General features: G+C 60.0%; 17 protein-coding genes and 1 tRNA gene. 8 read left to right on the forward strand and 10 right to left on the reverse strand.

The window, feature by feature from the left end; genetic code table 11:
- Positions 1-47 precede the first annotated feature (47 nt).
- The 5 genes from ACQZ5Y_RS03595 to ACQZ5Y_RS03615 form a co-directional block, all read right to left on the reverse strand.
- Positions 48-123 (reverse strand) — tRNA-Phe (locus ACQZ5Y_RS03595).
- A 285-nt stretch (positions 124-408) separates the two neighbouring features.
- Positions 409-831: a hypothetical protein gene (locus ACQZ5Y_RS03600; protein ID WP_174049172.1), complete on the reverse strand. Its 423-nt coding sequence runs from the start codon at positions 829-831 to the stop codon at positions 409-411.
- A gap of 169 nt (positions 832-1,000) precedes the next feature.
- Complete coding sequence (locus tag ACQZ5Y_RS03605; RefSeq protein WP_174049171.1) at positions 1,001-3,217, reverse strand: 3-hydroxyacyl-CoA dehydrogenase NAD-binding domain-containing protein; 2,217 nt, start codon at positions 3,215-3,217, stop codon at positions 1,001-1,003.
- A gap of 186 nt (positions 3,218-3,403) precedes the next feature.
- Positions 3,404-4,612, reverse strand: a complete 1,209-nt coding sequence (locus ACQZ5Y_RS03610) for an acetyl-CoA C-acetyltransferase (RefSeq protein WP_025592421.1) — start codon at positions 4,610-4,612, stop codon at positions 3,404-3,406.
- 32 nt (positions 4,613-4,644) lie between these two features.
- Positions 4,645-6,441, reverse strand: coding sequence for an acyl-CoA dehydrogenase C-terminal domain-containing protein (locus ACQZ5Y_RS03615; RefSeq protein ID WP_065658363.1), 1,797 nt, complete (start codon positions 6,439-6,441; stop codon positions 4,645-4,647).
- 376 nt (positions 6,442-6,817) lie between these two features.
- Here ACQZ5Y_RS03615 and podJ point away from each other — a divergent pair, with 376 nt between their 5' ends.
- The 4 genes from podJ to ACQZ5Y_RS03635 all read left to right on the forward strand — a co-directional run bounded on the left by podJ (position 6,818) and on the right by ACQZ5Y_RS03635 (position 13,200).
- Positions 6,818-10,591 carry a cell division protein PodJ gene (gene podJ / locus ACQZ5Y_RS03620; protein ID WP_174049356.1) on the forward strand — a complete coding sequence of 1,258 codons (3,774 nt, stop codon included), beginning with the start codon at positions 6,818-6,820 and terminating at the stop codon, positions 10,589-10,591.
- Between the two features lie 263 nt (positions 10,592-10,854).
- Entirely contained in the window at positions 10,855-11,781 is a 927-nt protein-coding gene (locus ACQZ5Y_RS03625) for a sulfite exporter TauE/SafE family protein (protein ID WP_003514964.1), read from the forward strand.
- Positions 11,778-12,602, forward strand: coding sequence for a TIGR02186 family protein (locus ACQZ5Y_RS03630; RefSeq protein WP_013635439.1), 825 nt, complete (start codon positions 11,778-11,780; stop codon positions 12,600-12,602). Before ACQZ5Y_RS03625 ends, ACQZ5Y_RS03630 begins: the two co-directional genes overlap by 4 nt.
- Positions 12,603-12,762: 160 nt before the next feature.
- Positions 12,763-13,200, forward strand: a complete 438-nt coding sequence (locus ACQZ5Y_RS03635) for a universal stress protein (RefSeq protein ID WP_003514961.1) — start codon at positions 12,763-12,765, stop codon at positions 13,198-13,200.
- An 18-nt stretch (positions 13,201-13,218) separates the two neighbouring features.
- Here ACQZ5Y_RS03635 and pdeM read toward each other — a convergent pair whose 3' ends face one another.
- Both pdeM and ACQZ5Y_RS03645 read right to left on the reverse strand, forming a co-directional pair.
- On the reverse strand, positions 13,219-13,947 hold the full coding sequence (gene pdeM / locus ACQZ5Y_RS03640; RefSeq protein WP_025592414.1) for a ligase-associated DNA damage response endonuclease PdeM: 729 nt from the start codon (positions 13,945-13,947) through the stop codon (positions 13,219-13,221).
- A 34-nt stretch (positions 13,948-13,981) separates the two neighbouring features.
- Positions 13,982-16,573, reverse strand: coding sequence for a ligase-associated DNA damage response DEXH box helicase (locus ACQZ5Y_RS03645; RefSeq protein WP_236762818.1), 2,592 nt, complete (start codon positions 16,571-16,573; stop codon positions 13,982-13,984).
- Between the two features lie 50 nt (positions 16,574-16,623).
- On the opposite strand from ACQZ5Y_RS03645, the gene ACQZ5Y_RS03650 reads away from it, so the two are divergent.
- Both ACQZ5Y_RS03650 and ACQZ5Y_RS03655 read left to right on the forward strand, forming a co-directional pair.
- Positions 16,624-17,127 (forward strand): RrF2 family transcriptional regulator, encoded by a 504-nt coding sequence (locus ACQZ5Y_RS03650; RefSeq protein ID WP_013635435.1) that lies wholly within the window; start codon positions 16,624-16,626, stop codon positions 17,125-17,127.
- Between the two features lie 101 nt (positions 17,128-17,228).
- Positions 17,229-17,690: a carboxymuconolactone decarboxylase family protein gene (locus tag ACQZ5Y_RS03655; RefSeq protein WP_065658364.1), complete on the forward strand. Its 462-nt coding sequence runs from the start codon at positions 17,229-17,231 to the stop codon at positions 17,688-17,690.
- Between the two features lie 26 nt (positions 17,691-17,716).
- Here the strand turns inward: ACQZ5Y_RS03655 and ACQZ5Y_RS03660 are convergent, their stop codons facing one another.
- The 3 genes from ACQZ5Y_RS03660 to ACQZ5Y_RS03670 form a co-directional block, all read right to left on the reverse strand.
- Positions 17,717-18,358, reverse strand: a complete 642-nt coding sequence (locus ACQZ5Y_RS03660) for a YitT family protein (protein WP_003514952.1) — start codon at positions 18,356-18,358, stop codon at positions 17,717-17,719.
- A 73-nt stretch (positions 18,359-18,431) separates the two neighbouring features.
- Positions 18,432-19,043, reverse strand: a complete 612-nt coding sequence (locus ACQZ5Y_RS03665) for a YitT family protein (protein WP_003514951.1) — start codon at positions 19,041-19,043, stop codon at positions 18,432-18,434.
- Positions 19,044-19,177: 134 nt separating this feature from the next.
- Complete coding sequence (locus tag ACQZ5Y_RS03670) at positions 19,178-20,119, reverse strand: methyltransferase domain-containing protein (RefSeq protein WP_174049169.1); 942 nt, start codon at positions 20,117-20,119, stop codon at positions 19,178-19,180.
- A gap of 168 nt (positions 20,120-20,287) precedes the next feature.
- On the opposite strand from ACQZ5Y_RS03670, the gene ACQZ5Y_RS03675 reads away from it, so the two are divergent.
- Positions 20,288-20,554, forward strand: a complete 267-nt coding sequence (locus tag ACQZ5Y_RS03675) for a DUF6460 domain-containing protein (RefSeq protein WP_003514949.1) — start codon at positions 20,288-20,290, stop codon at positions 20,552-20,554.
- A 1-nt stretch (position 20,555) separates the two neighbouring features.
- Positions 20,556-21,053, forward strand: coding sequence for a CAP domain-containing protein (locus tag ACQZ5Y_RS03680; protein ID WP_065661379.1), 498 nt, complete (start codon positions 20,556-20,558; stop codon positions 21,051-21,053).
- The last annotated feature ends 17 nt before the right edge of the window (positions 21,054-21,070 follow it).

A 21,070-nucleotide genomic window follows, 5' to 3' on the forward strand; every position in this document is an offset into this window, starting at 1 on the left:
AGGAGGCAACACGCATTCAATTCAGGAAAAAATGAAATTAAGAAGAATGGTGCCCGGAGGCGGATTTGAACCACCGACACGCGGATTTTCAATCCGCTGCTCTACCAACTGAGCTATCCGGGCACTTCAGGTCCTTGAAGAACCTCCGCTTTTGGCGGGCGGGGCTGTTTGGTGCCCCGAAAGTGAGCGGGGTTATAACATCTTGTTCGGACATGGCAAGCGCCAGAGCGAAGTTTTTTGACAGTTTTTTCACGGCGCCTGTGGATGGCTGGAATACGTGCGCTGTGAAGGCCTTATCGTGGCTGGAAACGCGCTATCGGCAAACCGCCAGACCTGATCAACATCAGTCGGGTGGCGGATTCAGGCGCGGCTGATCCGGGCGAGCGGCGGTTGGGCGGCTTGGGGCAATTATGCCCCTTCCCTGCGCCGTGCGGCAAGTCCAAGCGCAAAAGGCACCACAGCTACCAGAGCCGCCATGACGGGTGAGGACGCGAAGATGCGGCTGGCAAGCGAGGTAACGGCAACGGAGCGCACAACCATCATCAGGCGCGAATTCTCGTGGTCTTTCTCGTGCCTGAGATCTGAGGGTTTGTGGCGGGTCGGATGGGATGCGGATTCCAGCTTTTTCACATCGCGGCGCAGCTTTTCCAACTGTTTGCGGAGTTCGTCCAGTTCCGCGCGTATCGACTGGTCCACCGTAGTGGAAGCACGCGCCTCTCGGACAGCGGGCTTTTCTGCCTCTTTCTCCGCAGCTTCTTCATCAAGTTCAGCCAAGTGGTCGTCAAGGTCCGATGGTTTGTCGAAACCATGGGATCGCAGCGATGTCTTCATTGCAGTCTCCTGAAGTGTCCTGAATTGCGGCACCGGGCGCGCATCGCCCGTTCACGCCTTCTCAACGCCCCAGCCGGGCAAAGGATGCACATAAAGCGACGGTATCGGCACGATAGGCCGATAAAAAAACAGGCCCCGAAGGGCCTGTTCATTTGTGTGTCTTGAAGGCTTATGCCGCTTTCGCGGTGCTGCCATAGGGATCGAAGCGACCGTAGAAGGTCTCGCCCTTGGCCGCCATCTCCTTCAGAAGCGGCGTCGGCTTGAAGCGTAGGCCATAGGTCTCGCTCAGCTTCTCGGCCAGCGCCACGAAGGTCTTCACGCCCATGCCGTCGATATAGGAGAGGGCGCCGCCGGTGTAGGGCGCAAAGCCGAAACCGAGGATGGAGCCGACATCGGCCTCACGCGGATCGGTGACAATGCCCTCCTCCACGGTGCGGGCGGCTTCCAGCGCCACGGTGACCAGAAAGCGCTGTTTCAGCACTTCCATATCCACATCCTCCGGCTTCTGCTGAGGATAGAGATCCTTCAGGCCGGGCCAGAGGGACTTCTTGGCAGGCTTTGGCGGGTAGTCGTAAAAGCCCTTGGCGTTCTTGCGGCCAAAACGGCCCTCGCCTTCCACCAGCTTCTTCACCAGTTCCATATGGCGCGGATCGACAGCCTTTTCACCGAGATCGGCGACGGTTGCTTTCAGGATCTTGTAGGAAAGATCGATTGCCACTTCGTCGTTCAGCGCCAGCGGGCCGACCGGCATGCCCGCGAATTTCGCGGCATTCTCGATCATGGCGGGCGGTACACCCTCGATCAGCATGTCGTAGCTTTCCGCCATGTAACGCAGCACGCAGCGATTGACGAAGAAGCCGCGCGTATCGTTGACGACAATCGGCGTCTTCCTGATCTTGGCCACATAATCCAGCGCGACGGCCAGCGCCTTATCGCCCGTTTCCTTGCCGAGGATGACTTCCGTCAGCATCATCTTCTCGACCGGCGAGAAGAAGTGGATGCCGATGAAATCCACCGGGCGCTTGGAGTTCTTCGCAAGCCCGGTGATCGGCAAGGTGGAGGTGTTGGAGGCGAAAATTGCGCCTTGCGGCAACACGGCTTCCACGGCCTCGATAACGGCCTTCTTCACGTCGCGGTCTTCGAAGACGGCCTCGATGACGAGATCGGCGTCGGAGAGCGCCGCGTAATCCGCTGTAGGGGTAACGAGGTCGAGCAAGGCCTTGCCTTCATCCTGCGTCAGCCTGCCCTTGCCGATGGCGGCCTTGACGCTTTCCTCGCAATGGCCCTTGCCCTTGTCGGCGGCTTCCTGATCGCGGTCCACCAGCGTGACGGGGATACCGGCTGCGGCAGTGACATAAGCAACGGCGGCGCCCATGAAGCCCGCGCCGACGACGCCGACCTTTCTGAACTCCGTCTTCGGCTGACCGGACGGGCGGCGCGCGCCCTTGCCCAGTTCCTGCATGGAAACGAACAGCGAGCGGATCATGCCGAAGGCTTCCTTCGAACGAAGGATTTCGGTGAAATAACGCTGCTCCACCTTCAACGCCGTATCGAACGGCAATTGCAGACCCTCATAGACGCATTTCAGGATAGCAAGTGCTGCCGGATAGTTGCCGGCGCTTTCACGGCGCAGGATCGCCGGAGCGGCCGGCCAGAGCTGGGCAGCGGCCGGCGTCCAGATGCCGCCGCCGGGGGCCTTGAAGCCTTTTTCATCCCAGGGGGCAACCGGCTTCAGGCCGTCCTTGATCATTTGCTTGGCAGCGGAAATGAGCTGATCCGGCTCCACCACCTGATGAACCAGCCCCATGGCCTTAGCGCGCGCACCGGTCAGCGACTGACCGGTGGTCATCATCTGCAAGGCGGATTGCGCATCGGTCAGGCGCGGCACGCGCTGGGTGCCGCCGGCACCAGGGAAAATGCCGACCTTGACTTCAGGAAGGGCTATCTTGAGGCTCTTGGCATTCGACGCGACGCGACCGTGGCAGGCAAGCGACAGCTCGAAAGCGCCGCCCATGCAGGTGCCGTTGATGGCTGAGACCCAGGGCTTGCCGTTGGTCTCCAGCTTGCGGAACAAGCCGGTCATGCGGCCGACCAGTTCGAACAGCTTGGCGGCTGCCTGATCCGGGTCCTTCGCCTTCTCGTCATTGTAGAAGGAGAACATCGACTTGATCATCGAAAGATCGGCACCGCCGGAAAACGTGCTCTTGCCGGAGGTGAAGACAACACCCTTGACGGCAGCGTCGGCGACAGTTGCGTCAACGATGGCGTTCAGTTCGTCCATCACCTCGGAAGTGAAGACATTCATGGACTTTTCCGGCATGTCCCAGATGACGAGGGCAATGCCGTCTGCGTCCGTCTCGATGGTGAAATTGGTATAAGTGCTCATTTTGGGATTCCTCTTCCCTGAATTTCGTTTCGCCGAACTTCCCGATCCCTCATTCCTGTGCCTGTCACAGGAACCCAGTCAGCCCAAGTCTTTGGGCTGGAAGACTCTCGCGCGCCGCAGACGCGGCGCTGCTGGAATCCCTGTGACGAGCACAGGGTGAGGAGCCTGGGGTTAGCCCTCCGTAACTCAAACCCGCTCGATAACGGTCGCTGTGCCCATGCCCGCGCCGATGCAGAGCGTGACGAGCGCGGTGTTCAGATCGCGCCGCTCCAGCTCGTCAAGCACCGTGCCGAGGATCATCGCTCCTGTCGCACCCAGCGGATGGCCCATGGCGATTGCGCCGCCATTGACGTTCATCCTATCGTGGCTGATGTCGAAGGCCTGCATGTAACGCAGCACGACGGCGGCGAAGGCCTCGTTCAGTTCGAAAAGATCGATATCGGCAAGCGACATCCCGGTCTTTTTCAGAAGCTTCTCGGTCACATCCACCGGGCCGGTCAGCATCAGCGCCGGATCGGAACCGATATTGGCGAAAGCCCTGATGCGGGCACGCGGTTTCACGCCCATAGCCTCGCCGCCCGCCTTGGAACCAACCAGAACGGCGGCCGCGCCATCGACGATACCGGACGAATTGCCCGCATGGTGCACGTAGTTGATACGCTCCACTTCCGGGTGCGCCATGATGCCGACGGCTTCGAAGCCGCCCATTTCACCCGGCATTTGGAAAGAGGGGTTGAGGGAAGCCAGCGCCTGCATGTCCGTACCGGGTCGCATATGTTCGTCGCGGTCGAGGATCGTCAGGCCGTTGCGGTCCTTCACGGGGATAACGGACTTGTTGAAATAGCCCTTTTCCCAGGCATGCGCGGCGCGCTTCTGGCTCTCGACGGCATAGGCATCGACATCGTCCCTGGAGAAACCGTATTTCGTGGCGATGAGATCTGCCGACACGCCCTGCGGCATGAAGAAGGCGGGGAAGTTGACCGAAGGGTCCATGTACCAGGCGCCACCAGACATGCCCATGCCGACGCGCGACATGCTTTCCACGCCTCCGGCAATGACGATATCGTCGGAGCCTGCCTTGACCTTGCCGGCCGCGAAGTTGATGGCATCGAGACCTGAAGCGCAGAAGCGCGAGATCTGCATTCCCGGTGCCTTGTTGGAATAACCGGCCTCGAAGGCGGCGGCTTTCGGGATAACTGCACCGGCATCCATGACAGGATCGACACAGCCCATGATGATGTCGTCGACAGCAGACGTATCGAGCCCGTTGCGGTCGCGGATGGCTTCCAGCGTCTTGGCGGCAAGGCGAACGGAGGGCACCTCATGCAGGCTGCCATCCTTCTTGCCGCGTCCGCGCGGGGTGCGGACATGGTCATAAATGTAAACGTCGGTCATTAACTCTCTCCCTCGGCGCGTGACACGCCCTGTCAGAATGCTTCCGCAGCCAGTTCCATCATGGTGTCCGCGCCGGTTTCGATGCGGGCCTTGCGTAGCGCCGTTTCCGGCATGATGCGCTCCATATAAAACTTCGCCGTGACAAGCTTGGTCTTGAGGAAATCCTCGTCCGAAGTGCTACCTGCCGCAAGGGCTTCGCTCGCCGCCTTCGCCATGCGGGCCTGCATGTAACCCAGCACCACGATACCGAAGAGGTGCATGTAATCGGTCGAACCGGCACCGGCATTGTCTGGCTTGGCCATGGCGTTCTGCATGAACCACATGGTTGCGGCCTGCAGGTCGTTCAAGCCCTTCTTCAGGCCCTTTGTGTAAAGGCTGAGCTTTTCGTCGGCGCGGTTTTCCTCGCAGAAATCGCCGATTTCCTTGAACAGCGCCATGACGGCACGGCCGCCATTCATGCCGAGCTTGCGGCCGACCAGATCGAGCGCCTGAATGCCGTTCGCACCCTCATAGATCATGGTGATGCGGGCATCGCGGACATATTGGCTCATGCCATGTTCCTCGATATAGCCGTGACCGCCGAAGACCTGTTGCGCCATGACGGCATGGTCGAAGCCCTTGTCCGTCAGCACGCCTTTGAGGATCGGCGTGACGAGACCGAGCAGGTCGTCTGCCGTCTGACGCTCTTTCTCATCGGTCGACCGGTGGGCGATATCGGATTGCAGCGCGGTCCACAGAAGGAAGGCGCGACCAGCCTCGTTATAGGCCTTGATAGTCATCAGCGTACGGCGGATATCCGGGTGCACGATGATCGGATCGGCCTTTTTATCGGGGAATTTCGCCCCGGAAAGTGAACGGCCCTGAATGCGCTCGCGGGCATATTCGACCGCATTCTGATAGGCGATCTCACCCACGGACAGGCCCTGAAGGCCGACGCCGAGGCGGGCTTCGTTCATCATCACAAACATGGCGGAGAGACCCTTGTTCTCCGCACCCAAGAGATACCCCGTCGCATCGTCATAGTTCATGACGCAGGTGGCGTTGCCGTGGATGCCCATCTTGTGTTCGATCGCGCCGCAGGTGACGCCGTTGCGCTCGCCGAGCGAACCGTCCTCCTTCACGAGGAATTTCGGCACGATGAACAGCGAAATACCCTTGGTGCCTTCCGGCGCGCCCTCGATTCGGGCAATCACCAGATGGACGATATTGTCAGTCATGGAATGTTCGCCGGCCGAAATGAAGATCTTCTGGCCGGAAATCTTGTAGCTGCCGTCGCCCTGCGGAACTGCTTTTGTGCGCAGCAGGCCGAGATCGGTGCCGCAATGGGGTTCCGTCAGGTTCATGGTGCCGGACCATGTTCCCTCGACCATCTTCGGCAGATAGGTTTCTTTCTGCTCCTGCGTGCCATGGACGAGGACGGCAGCGATGGCGCCCTGCGTCAGGCCGGGATACATCATCAGCGACAGGTTGGCGGACGACATATACTCGCCAATCGCCGCATGCAGCGTATAGGGCAGGCCCTGCCCGCCGAATTCCGGCGGTACGGCGAGGCCGATCCAGCCGCCTTCACAATAGGCGTCGTAAGCCTCCTTGAAACCATCAGGAACGGAAACTGAACCATCATCTGCACGCTTGCAGCCCTGTTGATCGCCAGACAGGTTCAGCGGGAAAAGCCGCTCCTCGGCAAGTTTCGCCGCCTCGCCGGTAATAGCCTCGATCATGTCGGGGGTTGCATCCTCGAAGCCGGGCAGGTTGTTATACCGCTCGAGGCCAAGAACGTCGTTCAGAATAAAAAGCGTGTCTTTAACTGGGGCCTTGTAAACAGGCATTACCGATGTTCCTCCGCATCGTGAAAGCCGGAGCCGATCCGGCCGATATGGGATGACAATATTTGACGTGCGCGTAAACGTCAAATAAATTCCGGTCGAATGTCATGGCCCTTTTTCCGCGCAATGCTTGGCCAGCCCCACGCGAAAGCGTTACGCGCCGCAAAAGTTAAAAAATTCCAACCATAGTTAACCACTTCTTTACCACGTTTCGTGAATTCTCCGACACGAGGTAACTGCTTCGTCAATCGAAGCATTTTCCTCCATGGGGGCAAATACCGGCTCTAGAATTGCTGCATGTTGTGCGACGGCATTATCAGGCGGGTAGCCGTTGCAACAAACACCGGGCACGCCGGACGGAAGCGAAGCGAGCGAGAAGATGAACGGATTGCGATCGAAAAACCAAAGCCCGAGCGACAGGTCGTCTCTTGATGCTCTCAATCGCACCATTGAAGGCCTTGAAGCCCGCATCGAAGGGCTGATGAGCCAGAAATTTCCGCGCGACCCCCGCGCCTCGATAGCTGAGCCGAAAAACGAGGCCCATGCCGCGCCGCGCGAGCCACGCGCCACCGTCACCCCGCCGCAACTCGACCCGGTCAACGAAATCCGCCAGCGCCAGCGCCTGCTTGAGGCAAGCTTCCAGCGCCCGCAGGAGCCCGTTGCGCGCCCGGAACGAACCATTACCAGACCGCTTGCGCCTGAATACCGGCCGAACGACGTGCAGAACGCGACGGCCAACCCCGCCCCGCGCGCGCGCTCCATCCCGCCCTATCAGGAGCAGCAGCGAAACGACGCGGCCTTGCAGGAGATCGCGCAGGCGCTCGTCAACCTGCGGCATGAGCTGAAGCACGATATTTCAGAAGGCGTGGCGCGCGAAGCGCAAGGGCTGCGAGCCGAAATCCGCAATATTCGCGCGATCGCGGAAGACCAGCAGTTCATCGGCGACCTGCGCGACGATATTGCAAGGCTTGCCGGCAGCATCGACCAGCTCGGCAATCTGGCCTCTCCCGATGCCTACGGGCTGCGCAATGAATTCGATGACCTGCGCCTCACCATCGACCAGCTTGCGCGTGAAGACAGCGTACATCGGATAGAAAGCCGCTGGAACACCGTGGAAGACACGTTGCGCGGCTTCGACACGGCCTCGCTGCAGGACGAAATCGTCTCGCTCGCCTATCGTCTCGACGACATCAAGACCCAGCTCGGCGGCATGAGCAACAATCCCGCCGTGCGCGTGCTTGAGGAAAAGCTGATCACCATCGCAAGCGCAGTGGAGCAGCTCGGCAAGCATATGCAGCCGAACGAGGCTGCCTTTACCGAACAGTTTTCCGGTCTGGACCAGCGACTGGATGAAATCAGCCGCGCCATTGCCGCTACTGGCGCCCGCTCCAACAATGCACAGGCCACCGACAACGCACTGGCACAGCGGCTGGAAACCCGCCTGAACGGCCTTGCCGAACAGCTCGGCGATATCAATCGTATTGCCGCCGCAAAGCCCGATCCTGCTGTGGATCTCACCGCCCGTCTTGAAACGCTGGCCGCCAAGATCGACGAATTGAGCACGGCGCGCGACGCGGCACAGCTGCACGAGCGGCTGGACCAGCTTTCCCTGCTTCTGGAGCGTTCGCAGCGCCCCTCACAGCAGGCGGAACTGACATCGTTCCTCAGCGACATTTCCCGCAAGATCGACGCGCTGGATCACGGCACCGTCAATGACGGCCTGGCGGAACGGCTCGACACGCTTTCCCGGCGCATCGAAGACCTCGACTATCGCTACAGCCAGCCGCAGCCCGTTGCTGGTTTCAACGAAGGCACTTTTTCGCGCCTGGAAGAACGGCTTGGCGATATCGCGGCCCGTCTGGACGAGACCGCCCATGCCGCACCCGCCGACAGCGGCGCTTTGCTCAGCCTCGAAAATCAGATCGCCCATCTCTCCTCGCTAATCAGCCAGCCGGGTCATCACCAGCCGGCGGGCATGTCGCCAGAACTCGATGCCCGCATGTCGGCGATCGAGGACTACATGGCGTCCAACGATGAATATATCATCGAAGCGGCTCGACAGGCGGCCGAGGCCGTTCTGGACGCCTTTACGCGCAACAATGTCTCCTCCGGCGCAAACCTCCCCGATATGACGATGCTGACCGATCTTGCCACCGATCTTCGCAGCCTCGAGGCGCTGAGCCGCAACACGGAAGAACGCACGCACCGCACCTTCGAGGCGCTGCACGAAACGCTGGTGCAGATTGCCGGTCGACTGGACAGCCTTGATAATCGCGCTCCCGCTCCCGCCTATCGCGAAGAGGCAGCGCCACGCAACGTCGCGCAGCATATGATTACGCCCGCCCGCGAAGACGTGGCCATGCCGGCCGCCATCTTCCCGCAAGAGGGCTACATCACCGAAGAACAGCTTATTCTCGAAGACACGCGCGATGTCGGCGAAAACGGCGCGGATGCGATGGCAATCGTGCCGCCCGCCGCTGCAAAACCCGCAAAAGCAGAGAAAAAGAGCCTGCTTGCCGGCCTGACCAAGCGTTTCAAAACCGGCACGGCGAAGACCGCCAAATCGGCAGAAGAACCCGTATCGGCAACCACCACCCGCACGCAGGTGGAACCCGCCCCCTCGCTCGATCCGATCGACGTGCTGCCCGCGGGCCAGGAGAACGAACTTCTGGAGCCCGGCTCTGGCGCACCTGATATCAAGAAAATACTGGAACGGGTGCGCGCCAGCCAGGTCGCTTCCAGCGGCAAGGCGGCGGATGCAGAAGGCCGCACGGATTTCATCGCCGCCGCCCGTCGCGCAGCGCAGGCTGCCGCCATGGAAACCTCCCCGGAGAAGCTTGAGACCGGCAAGAAAAATCGCAAGCCCGACGCTTCGGCGCTTTCACGTTATCGTCGCCCGCTGCTGCTCGGCATCGGCGCCATTCTTCTTGCGATGATGGCCATGCCGCTCGTCAAGACGATGATGGGCGGCACGGAAGCCCCGGCACCGGTCATCGAAGAGAAGATGGGCGATGCCCCGGTCTCCGCACTTCCCGAGACCGGCGACAAGGCCGTGACCATTCCGTCCGAACTGGCTATCGATCCGCAAGAGGCAGCATCCGCCGACAGCATCGAAAACGCAGCACCATCGGAAAACACCATCGATCCGCGTACCATTGGCGGCGCGCCGCTTGCCAATGAACCGCCTGTTGCCGATGCGCCCGCTGTGGATGCGGCGACATCAGGCACTGTCGCACAGAGTGAGCCGCAGGCACCGGTGCAGGCCGCTACCACGGCTGCCGCCGCCCAGGGCGCGATTGCGGTTCCCGCCGGTATCGAGCCGGCATCGCTGGCGGAAGCCGCAGCGAAGGGCGACACGCAGGCGCTGTACGAGATCGCAGCACGCTACACCGAAGGTCGCGGCCTTGCCGCCGATCGCGCCGAAGCCGCCAAATGGTACAAGATGGCTGCGGATCGCGGCCTTGCTCCCGCACAATATCGTCTCGCCAACCTTTACGAGAAGGCGAATGGCGTCGAGCGCAACCTTTCCGAAGCGAAGCGCTATTACACGCTGGCAGCCGAACAGGGCAATGCAGGCGCCATGCACAATCTCGCTGTCCTGCTCGCCTCCGATGCGGCCGGCCAGCCGGATTTCACCACCGCCGCGCAATGGTTCATCAAGGCTTCCGAACTCGGCGTCCGCGACAGCCAGTTCAACCTTGCCATTCTCTACGCGCGCGGAAGCGGCGTGAAGCAGGATATCGAGGAGTCCTACAAGTGGTTCTCCATTGCAGCCAAGGACGGCGACACGGACGCTGCCCAGAAGCGTGACGAGGTTGCGGGAGCGATGAACCCGCAGCAGCTTCAGAGCGCACGTGCGAAAGCCGACGCGTGGAAGGTCAAGCCGCTTTCGGAAGACGCCAACAGTGTCAACCCGCCCGAGGAATGGGCTGGCAAGGACGGCGTGAAGACTGCCTCCGTGGACATGGAAAAGGCTATCCGCAACATTCAGGCAATCCTGAACAAGAACGGTTTCGATGCCGGCCAGCCCGACGGCAAGCTTGGCAAGAACACGGTTACCGCCATCAAGGATTTCCAGAAATCCGTTGGCCAGACACCCGACGGGCGCATCACCAACGAGCTGGTGACAGCGCTGCTCGCCCGCAACAAATAACCGTTTCGCAACGGACGAGGCGGCCTCCCCGGCCGCTTCCCCGCAGTTTGGCGCCGGAATGTGGCGCTGCTCCCACGCCTGATCGCTATCTTTCCAAATTATCAACGTATTTACCGTTGAATGTTGACACGTCGGACCCTCGCGGGCATGACGGATGAAGGCTGGGCATGCCCGGTCTTTTCAGACAGAAAATGTAAATCGCGGCGCGGCCCCACACCCGGACAAGCCCTGCCGCCCGGAACCATTTGCCCGAGGTCCGAGCCGTGACTGTCTATCTGCCGATTGCAGAACTGTCGGTGAACATTTTCATCATTCTCGGCATGGGCGCGGCCGTCGGTTTTCTTTCCGGCATGTTCGGCGTGGGGGGCGGTTTTCTCATCACCCCATTGTTGATTTTTTACAATATTCCGCCCGTAGTGGCTGTGGCGACGGGCGCAAACCAGGTGGTGGCCTCTTCCGTCTCCGGCTCGATCACGCATTTCCGGCGCGGAACGCTGGATGTGAAGCTTGGGAGCGTCCTGCTTGTCGGCGGTCTTGTGGGCGCTACGGTGGGCGTGTGGATATTCTCCTTCCTGCGCAGCATCGGCCAGCTCGATCTCATCGTTTCGCTGCTTTATGTCATCCTGCTCGGCACTGTCGGCACCTTGATGCTGAAGGAGAGCATTTCCGCCCTGCGCCGCGCTGCCCGTAATGAGACGGTGACGCTGCGCCGCCCCGGCCATCACAACTGGGTTCACCGCCTGCCGCTGAAAATGCGGTTCAAGAAGTCGAAGATCTATCTCAGCATCATTCCCGTCGTCACGCTGGGTTTCGGTATTGGCATCCTGACCTCGATCATGGGTGTCGGCGGCGGCTTCATCATGGTGCCGGCCATGATCTATCTTCTGCGTATTCCGACCAACGTCGTTGTCGGGACCTCGCTGTTCCAGATCATTTTCGTTACCGCCTATACGACCATCGTTCAGGCCGCGACGAACTATTCCGTCGATGTTGTGCTGGCCTTCATCCTGATGGTCGCGGGCGTCATCGGCGCGCAATATGGCGTGCGCGTCGGGCAGAAACTGCGCGGCGAACAACTGCGCGCGCTTTTGGCGCTTCTGGTGCTTGCAGTCGCCCTTCGCCTTGCCGTGGCACTGGTTGTTCGCCCCGAAGACCTGTTCTCGGTCGCCGTCGGAGGGTTAGGTTATTGACCCACCGCCTGCTGCTTTGCGCCTTTCTGCTTATCGGTTCCTGCCTTGCCTTTACCGCTTCGGCGCAGACACCGCCGCTTGCTCTGCCTCCCGGCACACAGCAGCGGTCCTTGCAGGAAAATATCGAAATCGGCGCATCGACGACGGAGATTCCGATCACCTCCGATTTTCGCGGGGCGGATTTCACGCTTTTCGGAGCTCTAAACAATACCGACCAGTTGCTGCTCGCTATCGGCCAATATGATATCGTCGTCACCCTCGAAGGCCCTAGCGACTACATGACGGTGCGCAAGAAGGAGCGCGTGGCCGGTATCTGGATCAATACCAGCGCCATCACCTTCACGCCGCTACCGGAATCCTATTCCATGGCCAGCACGCGCGATATCAGCGCCGTCGCTTCGCCTGGCACCTTGCGGGCAATGGGGCTGGGTGTCGAACATCTGTCGCTCAAAAGTGCGGTGTTTTCCGGCGTGCCCGACAATGTCTTCGATTTTCAGGAGGCCTATCGGCGCCTGCGGCTTTCAAGCGGCATCTATCGCAACGACACGACCGGCGTGCGGCTTGAACGCACCGGCCTGTTCTGGGCAACCCTGCGCCTGCCCGCCAACGTCCCGAACGGCGTGCATACCGCCCGTGCCTATCTCTTCAAGAGCGGCAATTTCATCGCCCAGCGCGAGCTGAAACTGCGCGTCGTCAAGACCGGCATGGAACAGGCAATCACGGATGCCGCGCATCAGACACCGCTTGCCTATGGCGCGCTGTGCGTTCTCCTCGCCGTCGTCACGGGCTGGAGTGCCAGTATTATTTTCCGCAAGGACTGAGTGTTTTTCATTCCCGTAAAAGAGCGCGTCTTTCGCCCTCGGCGTAAAAGATAGCGTTCGCTTCCTTCAATGGTTTGCGGTAAAATTCAAGACGTTACAACCACGTGCTCAGCTTATGGCGGCAAGTGCGGTTGTGACCGGGATGAAAAGGAGAAATGTCATGTTCAAGCACATTCTCATTCCCACCGATGGCTCGCCGCTGGCGCAGATCGCAATCGACCAAGGGTTCGCTCTCGCCAGAGAGGCAGGCGCAAAGGTGACCGTCGTGACGGTATCCGAACCCTTTCACGTGATTGCCAGCGATGTCGAGGACATTGCCGCCATTGCCGAAGAGGAATTCCACCGTTGCGAGGAGGCGGAGCATTTTCTGAGAGATACGCAGGCGCACGCCGCATCGATGGGGCTGGATTGCGAAGCCCTGCTGGCGCGGGCGGGACGGCCGGATGAGGCGATTGTCGAAATCGCCAACAGGACCGGCTGCGACCTCATCGCCATGGCTTCACACCGGCGCAGAAGCTTCGTCGAGATGCTTGTCGGCAGCGTTACGGCCAAGGTGCTGAAAAACTCGAAGATACCGGTGCTGGTATATCGCCAATAGACGGGCGGAGCGATGCGCTCAGCCGAGCAGATTTGAAAACCGTACCGAATAGATGCGGTCCCGCCCCATCAGATGCGCGACGAGTGCAGCGTGGTCAAAGAGACCGCGCATGGCCTTGTGCCGCAAATCCAGTCCGCCGCTCATCACCCCGAAGGCCGGCATCAACAGGCGGGAACCATCGGTGGCGAAACAGGGACGCCGCACCGTTTTTTCGCGACGGCGAACAGTGGCGGAGGGATGCAGATGGCCTGCGATTTCACCCGCGGCATCTCCTACCTTAGGCTCGTGGCGGAAAACGAGATTGCCATAGAACATCTCATCTACCGAAGACCCCGGCAGATCGACCGTGCCATCCGGATCGTGATTGCCGTTGATCCATATCCAGTCACGGCCACGGGCCATCTCGCGGATCAGTTCGCGCAGCATAAGCGGCAGATGCTCGGACCCGACCCGATCGTGGAAATTGTCGCCGAGGCTGACGACGATCTTCGGATCGTAACGGCTGACAAGGGAAGACAGGATTTTGAGGGTAGCGATCGTGTCGTAAGGCGGCAGCATGCGCCCGCGCCGGGCAAAGGCCGCACCTTTTTCCAGATGCAGGTCCGAGACAACCAGCAGCGACAGATCGGGCAGGTAAAGACCACCCAACGGGTCACACCAGGCGGCGACGCCGTTGATGGCAGTTTCGCTGCCAAGGCATTCGAAGCCATTGGAAAACCTGTCGCTCAATGTCAGTCGGCTCAGCACTTTTGTGGTCGTTCCTTCATTCCAGTTTGATGCCTCAGGACATGGCTTCGGCGATAAGCTCGTCTGCGGCCTCGGCCAGCACCTGATCCATCGCCTCGCCCGCCACCGTCTCGCGGCCGATTTCCAGCATGACGGGAACGGCAAGCGGCGAGACGTGCTCCAGTGCACGATGGGTGGTGTGACCCTTGATTCGCTTCAGCATATCGCCAAGACGGCCAATGTCCAAAAGTCCCGCCGCCGCATCACGTCTGGTTGCCTCCAGCAGAATATGATCCGGCTCATGGCTGCGAAGAACGTCATAAATAAGATCGGCGGAGACCGTGACCTGACGGCCCGTCTTTTCCTTGCCGGGATGGCGGCGTTCGATGAGGCCGGAAATGACGGCACAGTTGCGGAAGGTCCGCTTCAGCATGAAGGATTCGTCCAGCCACGCCTCCAGATCGTCGCCCAGCATGTCCTCGTCGAGAAGTTCCGCCAACGACAGGCGGCGGGATTTCAGCCGCCTGCCAATATCCTCCATGGCCCAGATGGCGAGCGAATAATCGGTGGCAACGAAGCCCATGGGCTTTGCGCCTGCCCGTTCCAGCCGCCGTGTCAGAAGCATGCCGAGGGTCTGGTGAGCCAGCCGCCCTTCAAAAGGATACATGACCATGAAGAAGCGTTTGCGGAAGGGAAATGTCTCGACCAGCAGCTCGTCGCGCTTGGGAATGATCGATTTTTCCTTCTGGATTGCCAGCCAGTCGCGCACCTGATCCGGCAGCGACTGCCAGCGGGCGGGATCGGACAGCATGGAGCGCACCTGGTCCGCAAGGTAGGTGGAAAGCGGAAACTTGCCGCCGGCATAGGAGGGTATCTTCGGGTCCATCGAAAAGGCCTGCGACACCAGGCATTCATTCTCCCGGATGCCTTCGAAGCGCAGAACCTTGCCGGCAAACAGGAAGGTATCGCCCTGCACCAGCTGCTCGAGGAAATATTCCTCGACCTTGCCGAGCGACATGCCGCCGCGTCCGACCGAGCCCTTGGCATTGCGCTTGACCATGCGGACATTGAGTTCCGCAGCCTCGACGATGGTGCCGAGGTTGAGGCGATATTGCTGCGCGACCGCAGGATTGGAGACACGCCAGCGGCCGTCCTTCATCTGGCGGATGCGGGCGTAACGTTCATAGGTGCGCAGTGCGTATCCACCGGTAGCGGTAAAATCCACGACGCGGTCGAAGGTAGAACGCGGTAGATCGGCATAGGGTGAAGCGCTGGTCACTTCACGATAGAGATCATCCGCATCGAAAGGTTCGGCGCAGGCCATACCGAGCACATGCTGGGCAAGAACATCCAGTGCGCCTTGCGCGATGGGGGGCGTATCCTGCGCGCCGATATAGTTCGCATCGAGTGCGGCCCGGCACTCCATCACCTCGAAACGGTTGGCGGGAACGAGGATTGCCTTTGACGGCTCATCCATGCGGTGATTGGCGCGGCCGATGCGTTGGGCAAGGCGGCTCGCCCCCTTTGGCGCGCCGACATGCACGACGAGATCGACATCGCCCCAGTCTATGCCGAGATCGAGCGTGGAGGTGGCGACGACCGCGCGCAATTTGTTTTCAGCCATCGCGGCCTCCACCCGGCGGCGCTGTCCGGCATCCAGCGAACCGTGATGCAAGGCGATCGGAAGATTATCGTCGTTTACATTCCAGAGTTCCTGAAAAATCCGTTCCGCCTGCGAGCGGGTGTTAACGAAGATGAGCGTCGTCTGGTGCGCCTTCAGAGCAGGATACAAATCCTTCATGGCGTAGCGCGCGGAATGGCCGGACCACGGAATACGCTCCTCCGTCTGCAGAATGGCGATGTTTGGCTTGGCTCCGCCTTCCACTGTTATAACACCTGCGGGCGGTTCTCCCTGCCCCTGCGGTGCCAGGTAACGGCGCAAATCCATCGGCTCCGCCACCGTGGCGGAAAGGCCAATGAAGCGGACATGCGGCGCGTGCCTGCGCACCCGCGCGAGCGCGAGCGACAGCAGATGGCCACGCTTGGAGGTGACGAGCGAGTGCAGCTCATCCAGCACCACATATTTCAGGTCGCGGAAAAAGCGCTCGGCTTCCTTGTTGGCAAGCAGCAGCGACACCTGTTCCGGCGTCGTCAGGAGAATATCGGGCGGTTTGACCTTCTGGCGCTGGCGTTTTGCCTGCGGCGTATCGCCGGTGCGGGTTTCGATTGAGATCGGCAGGCCCATTTCCGTGACAGGCTTGGTGAGATTGCGTTCGATATCCACCGCAAGTGCCTTGAGCGGCGAGATGTAAAGCGTGTGCACGCCGACAAAGGCGGAGCCCGGCGGCACCTTGCCGCGTTCAGCAAGATCGGTGAGCGACGCCATGAAGCCGCCCAGCGTCTTGCCGGCACCCGTCGGTGCAATCAGCAGCATGTTTTCGCCGCCACGCGCCCGAGCCATCAGTTCCAATTGATGCGCGCGCGGGGACCACCCTTTTTCGGCAAACCATTTCTGGAATGAAGGGGGCAAGGTGCCGACATGCGTGCCGGAAATGGGAGACTCAGCGTGTTTCACGCCTCCAAGGTAGTGAGAAACCTTGAAAAAAGAAGAGCGGAACAGAGCTGCTTGACAGGAATGCATAATCATGGATAAATAATATCCAGGATACTGAAGCAAACCAAACGTGAGCAAATCGGATGAAACTCGGCGACGGCGTTGAACAGGCCATTCACAGCGTAGGCATGTTAGCGGGACTTTCCGAAGGCGGCGTGCTTTCGGCGGCGGCGCTGGCAGAATTCCATGGCGTTTCCACGAGTTATCTCTTGAAGCACCTGCAATTGCTTTCCGGTGCCGGAATAGTTTCCACTGTACCGGGGCCGAAGGGCGGTTATCGTCTGGCCCGGACAACCGACAAGATTACCCTGCTTGATATTGTTCTGGCCGTGGAGGGACCACAGCCTGCCTTTCGCTGCGCGGAAATTCGCCAGCGCGGGCCGAACCCCTTGCCGGGACGTTATTTCACCAAGCCCTGCGGCATCAACGCCGCGATGCTGAAGGCGGAGAAAGCCTATCGGGCGGAACTCGCTAAAACCAGCATTGCCGACATTCTGGGCGACCTTGCCGCCACTGACGACGGCGGCATTGCGGCACGCGGCTGCGCCTTTCTGGAGCTGAACGAGCGCAGGACGGCGACGCGCTAGAACCTAAAAAGACCCGACCATCTGAAATACCGGAGAGCTTCGCAGCTTCCCGGAACGATGACACATGCCCCTCAAACTGAACCACGAATGGAGAGAGACCCATGAAAACCCGTTTGAACTATGCCAAAGCATCCCCCGAAGCCTTCAAAGCCGTGATGGCGCTCGAAACCTACGTCCAGAGCAGCGGCCTCGAGCGCCGCTTCGTTCATCTCATCAAGCTGCGCGCATCAATCATCAATGGCTGCGCGTTCTGTGTGGACATGCATGTGAAGGAAAGCCGTCACGACGGTCTTTCCGAACAATGGATCAACCTGATGAGCGTTTGGCGGGAATCCCCGGTATATACCGAACAGGAACGGGCGTTGCTCGGCTGGGTGGATGCGGTAACGAAGATTGCCGAAACCGGCGCTCCGGATGACGCCTTCGAGGCCCTGAAGGCGCATTTCTCCGATGAGGACATCGTGAAGATCACCGTTGCCATCGGTGCCATCAACACCTGGAACCGCATCGCCGTCGGCTTCCGTTCGCAGCACCCGGTCGAAGCGGCAGCAAAAGCAGCCTGATCCGCTTTACCTGCACCGGACGACCGTTACATGGCGATGTAGCGGTCGTTTCTATGATTGATGGCGAGCGCGAGGTTCATGACCAGCGCGCCGAGGATGGAGCAGAGGATGACGAAGGGTGTCGCCACGAAGAATGAGCAGGCCAGCACCATGCCATCGAAGGCGAGCTGGACGAGACCGGCGCGCCAGCCAAAACGGTCCTGGAGATAAAGCGCCAATATGCCGAAGCCGCCGAGGCTGGTGCGATGGCGGAACAGTGCCAGCATGCCTGCCGCGACCGTCAACCCGCCGAAAAGGGCGGCCGCGACGGGATTGATGCTTTCGAAAGCGAAGAAGCCCGGCATATATTCCGAAAGCAGCGCCGTCATGGCAATGGCGCAAAAGGTCTTGACCGTGAAGGCAAGGCCGAGACGGCGGAAGGCGAGATAATAAAACGGCAGATTGACGAGGAAGAAAACCGCGCCGAAGCTAAAGCCGATCGAATAGTGCACCAGAAAGGCAATACCCACCACACCCCCGGTGAGGAGGCCCGCAGCGGAAAGCAGTGTCACGCCGAGCGAGACCAGCATGCTGCCCGCCAGAACGCCCTGGGCATCTTCCAGCAGCGAATGGCGATCGGGCGCGGAAGCCCAGATATTCACGCGCTTTCGCGTAGTCGTATCGCCCATGCCTGTTCCCCTGATTTTCCCGCCTTGATCGAGCTATTGCGCCCAAGCGCGAGAGATTTCAAGCGTACTTTATTCAGCGCACAACGATGTATCTGTCCGAGCGGTGGTTGATGGCGAGAAACATGTTCAGCACGAAGGCGCCGACAATCGAATAGACGACGGTGGCCGGATCGATGACGAGGAAGGCGCAGAGCATCACGAATGCATCGAAGGCAAGCTGGATCAGGCCGGCGCGGATGCCGAAGCGGTCCTGAATATAGATGGCCAGAATGCCGATGCCGCCGAGGCTGGCGCGATGGCGATAAAGCGCCAGCAACCCGTAACCGAGGAGCAGGCCACCGAGCAGCGCCGCCCAGAGCGGGTTGATGCTGTCAATGACCATCCAGCGCGCTTCCACTTCCGTCAGCACCGAAACAAGACCGATGGCAATGAAGGTCTTGATGGAAAAGGCAAGACCGAGGCGGCGGAACGAGAGGTAATAGAAGGGCAGATTGACGAGGAAGAACAGGAGGCCGAAGCTGATGCCGAAGGCATAGTGAATGAGGAAGGCGACGCCGGCGGTGCCACCGGTCAAAAGGCCGACCTTGTTCAGCAGATAAAAACCGAGCGCCGATACGATAGCTCCGGTAACGATGCCCTGCACGTCTTCCACCGGCGCATGTTTGGCCGGATCCGAACTCCACATGCTGTAAACGCTTCTCGTTCTGCTCACGCTTTTTCCCTCAGGTTTCCGCGCATTTTGCACTGCAACAAACACGCGATCAAGATGGATACGTAAGGACGACTGACCTATCGTAAAAAAGGCAAGAAACGAAATGTTCAGGCTTTGGCGCGGGCAAGAAAAAGAATGCCGGAAAGGGGTTTTCCGGCATCCTTGCGAATGGTGGTTTTGCGGATTTCGATAAGAGAATAGCCCGCCCGCTCAAGAAGGCCGGTCACATAGCTTTTCGAATGTGCGTAACGCAGCGATTCCCGCAGCACGAAACCATCTTCATCCCCTGCGTCCTCCACCGAAAAGGCGAAGAAACCGGAGGGCGCAAGCAGGGCCGAAACGAGGGGCATAACGGTTTCGAGACTGCCGAGATACATCATCACGTCGGCGGCGGCGACGAGGTCCGCGCGGTGGTGCGGCATTGCCGGCGCGAACAGTCCCGAGGCGTCAGCTTCCAGCGATAGATCGGCCTGGCCGAGACGGTCGTAAAGTCCTTTTTCCTCCGCCTTGGCGAGCATGTTCTGGGAAATGTCGAAACCTTCCAGCCGCTTCGCCAGGGAGTGGATTTCAACGCCGAGAAGGCCGGTGCCGCAGCCAATATCGACAATGGTGTCGAAGACGCCGCCTCCCGCCGCCTTGCCGATCAGTTCCGCCAGCTTCTGCGGTACGCTGTAATCCAGTTTCTCGACGAGCGACGTTTCGAAACGGTCGGCATAATCGTCGAACAGCCCTTCTACATAACGGCTCGGCGGCTGCTCCGGTGTGTCCGCGGCGCCGAGAACCGCGAGTTTCAGTTCGGCTGCAAACAGCCCTTCCGTATCCAGTTCGGCGACTTTTTCGTAAGCCGCCACGGCTTTGTCCGTTTCCCCCGCCTTTTCATGATATTCCCCGAAGCGAAACCAGCCCGCCGTCCACCGTGGCGCAAGTTCAAGCGCCTGCTCCATGAGTTCGGCGGCGGCGGGATAATCACCGCTCTCCGCCAACATGCGGGCATAGTCCGCCCGGCGGTCGGCAATGACGTCACCGGAAGAAAACTGGTTTGGGGCCATTCAAGATTTCCTGAGAAGATGTCGGCTGTCATTTATCAAGCCATAAAAAAACTCAAGTCCTATTTCATGGCGCACTCATGGAATTGCGAATATGACGCGATATAGTGCACCGAAACTTGCATCGAAGCAGCGTGCTTCATATGTCAGGACAAAACAGGAGACTTGCTGATGGCCGGTGAGGTCAACAAAATGCTGGGTGATACGGTGGCCCGCACCGTGGTGAAGCTGCTGGTGGTTTCATTGCTCGTCGGCTTTCTGATGGCGATCTTCGGATTGACGCCATGGAATATCATCTATGGCGCACGCGACTTCGTGGTCGATCTGTGGCGCAGCGGTTTCCACGCGCTTGGCGCAATCGGCGACTATCTGATCCTTGGCGCGACGATCGTCATACCCATTTTCATCATCCTGCGCCTCCTGAGCTATCGCCGCTGACATGACCGACACATCTTTCCAGACGCTTACGCGGCGCGGCTTCGTGCTGATTTCCGCCGGTTCCGTTCTTTCCGCCTGTGTTTCCGTGCCTACAAACAAGGGCATGCCGTCAGGCACCCGCGATGAGACCGCTGCAGCGCTTCCAATGGTCAACGAGTTGCGCCGCTCGAAAGGGCTTTCGCCACTCTCCTTCAGTAGTGCGGCAAGTGGTGCGGCCGCTTATCAGGCCGGACGCATGGTCAAGGCGCAGAAGATGGCGCATCTGATCGGCATGACCGACAGTTTCCTCATCCGCATGAAGGACGGCAATGTGCCGCTACCGGCAGCGGAAAACGTGGCGGCCGGGCAGGACAGCGTGGAGCGTGTCGTCAAGGCCTGGATCGGCTCGAAACATCATCTGGAAAACATGCTCGGACCATATAATGGCCTTGGCGTCGCGGTTGCCTATGATGCCGCAAGCCGCAACCGGCCCTATTGGGCGATGGTGCTCTGCGCGTGAGATAACGGGGCGCGCCC

The sequence above is a fragment of the Agrobacterium sp. A3-95 genome, from assembly GCF_053521785.1.

Excerpts from the sequence above, each read along its gene's own strand:
- ACQZ5Y_RS03600 (WP_174049172.1), bottom strand. The coding sequence starts at position 831 with ATGAAGACATCGCTGCGATCCCATGGTTTCGACAAACCATCGGACCTT.
- ACQZ5Y_RS03605 (WP_174049171.1), bottom strand. The coding sequence starts at position 3,217 with ATGAGCACTTATACCAATTTCACCATCGAGACGGACGCAGACGGCATT.
- ACQZ5Y_RS03610 (WP_025592421.1), bottom strand. The coding sequence starts at position 4,612 with ATGACCGACGTTTACATTTATGACCATGTCCGCACCCCGCGCGGACGC.
- ACQZ5Y_RS03615 (WP_065658363.1), bottom strand. The coding sequence starts at position 6,441 with ATGCCTGTTTACAAGGCCCCAGTTAAAGACACGCTTTTTATTCTGAAC.
- podJ (WP_174049356.1), top strand. The coding sequence starts at position 6,818 with ATGAACGGATTGCGATCGAAAAACCAAAGCCCGAGCGACAGGTCGTCT.
- ACQZ5Y_RS03635 (WP_003514961.1), top strand. The coding sequence starts at position 12,763 with ATGTTCAAGCACATTCTCATTCCCACCGATGGCTCGCCGCTGGCGCAG.
- ACQZ5Y_RS03645 (WP_236762818.1), bottom strand. The coding sequence starts at position 16,573 with ATGATTATGCATTCCTGTCAAGCAGCTCTGTTCCGCTCTTCTTTTTTC.
- ACQZ5Y_RS03650 (WP_013635435.1), top strand. The coding sequence starts at position 16,624 with ATGAAACTCGGCGACGGCGTTGAACAGGCCATTCACAGCGTAGGCATG.
- ACQZ5Y_RS03655 (WP_065658364.1), top strand. The coding sequence starts at position 17,229 with ATGAAAACCCGTTTGAACTATGCCAAAGCATCCCCCGAAGCCTTCAAA.
- ACQZ5Y_RS03660 (WP_003514952.1), bottom strand. The coding sequence starts at position 18,358 with ATGGGCGATACGACTACGCGAAAGCGCGTGAATATCTGGGCTTCCGCG.
- ACQZ5Y_RS03665 (WP_003514951.1), bottom strand. The coding sequence starts at position 19,043 with ATGTGGAGTTCGGATCCGGCCAAACATGCGCCGGTGGAAGACGTGCAG.
- ACQZ5Y_RS03670 (WP_174049169.1), bottom strand. The coding sequence starts at position 20,119 with ATGGCCCCAAACCAGTTTTCTTCCGGTGACGTCATTGCCGACCGCCGG.
- ACQZ5Y_RS03675 (WP_003514949.1), top strand. The coding sequence starts at position 20,288 with ATGGCCGGTGAGGTCAACAAAATGCTGGGTGATACGGTGGCCCGCACC.
- ACQZ5Y_RS03680 (WP_065661379.1), top strand. The coding sequence starts at position 20,556 with ATGACCGACACATCTTTCCAGACGCTTACGCGGCGCGGCTTCGTGCTG.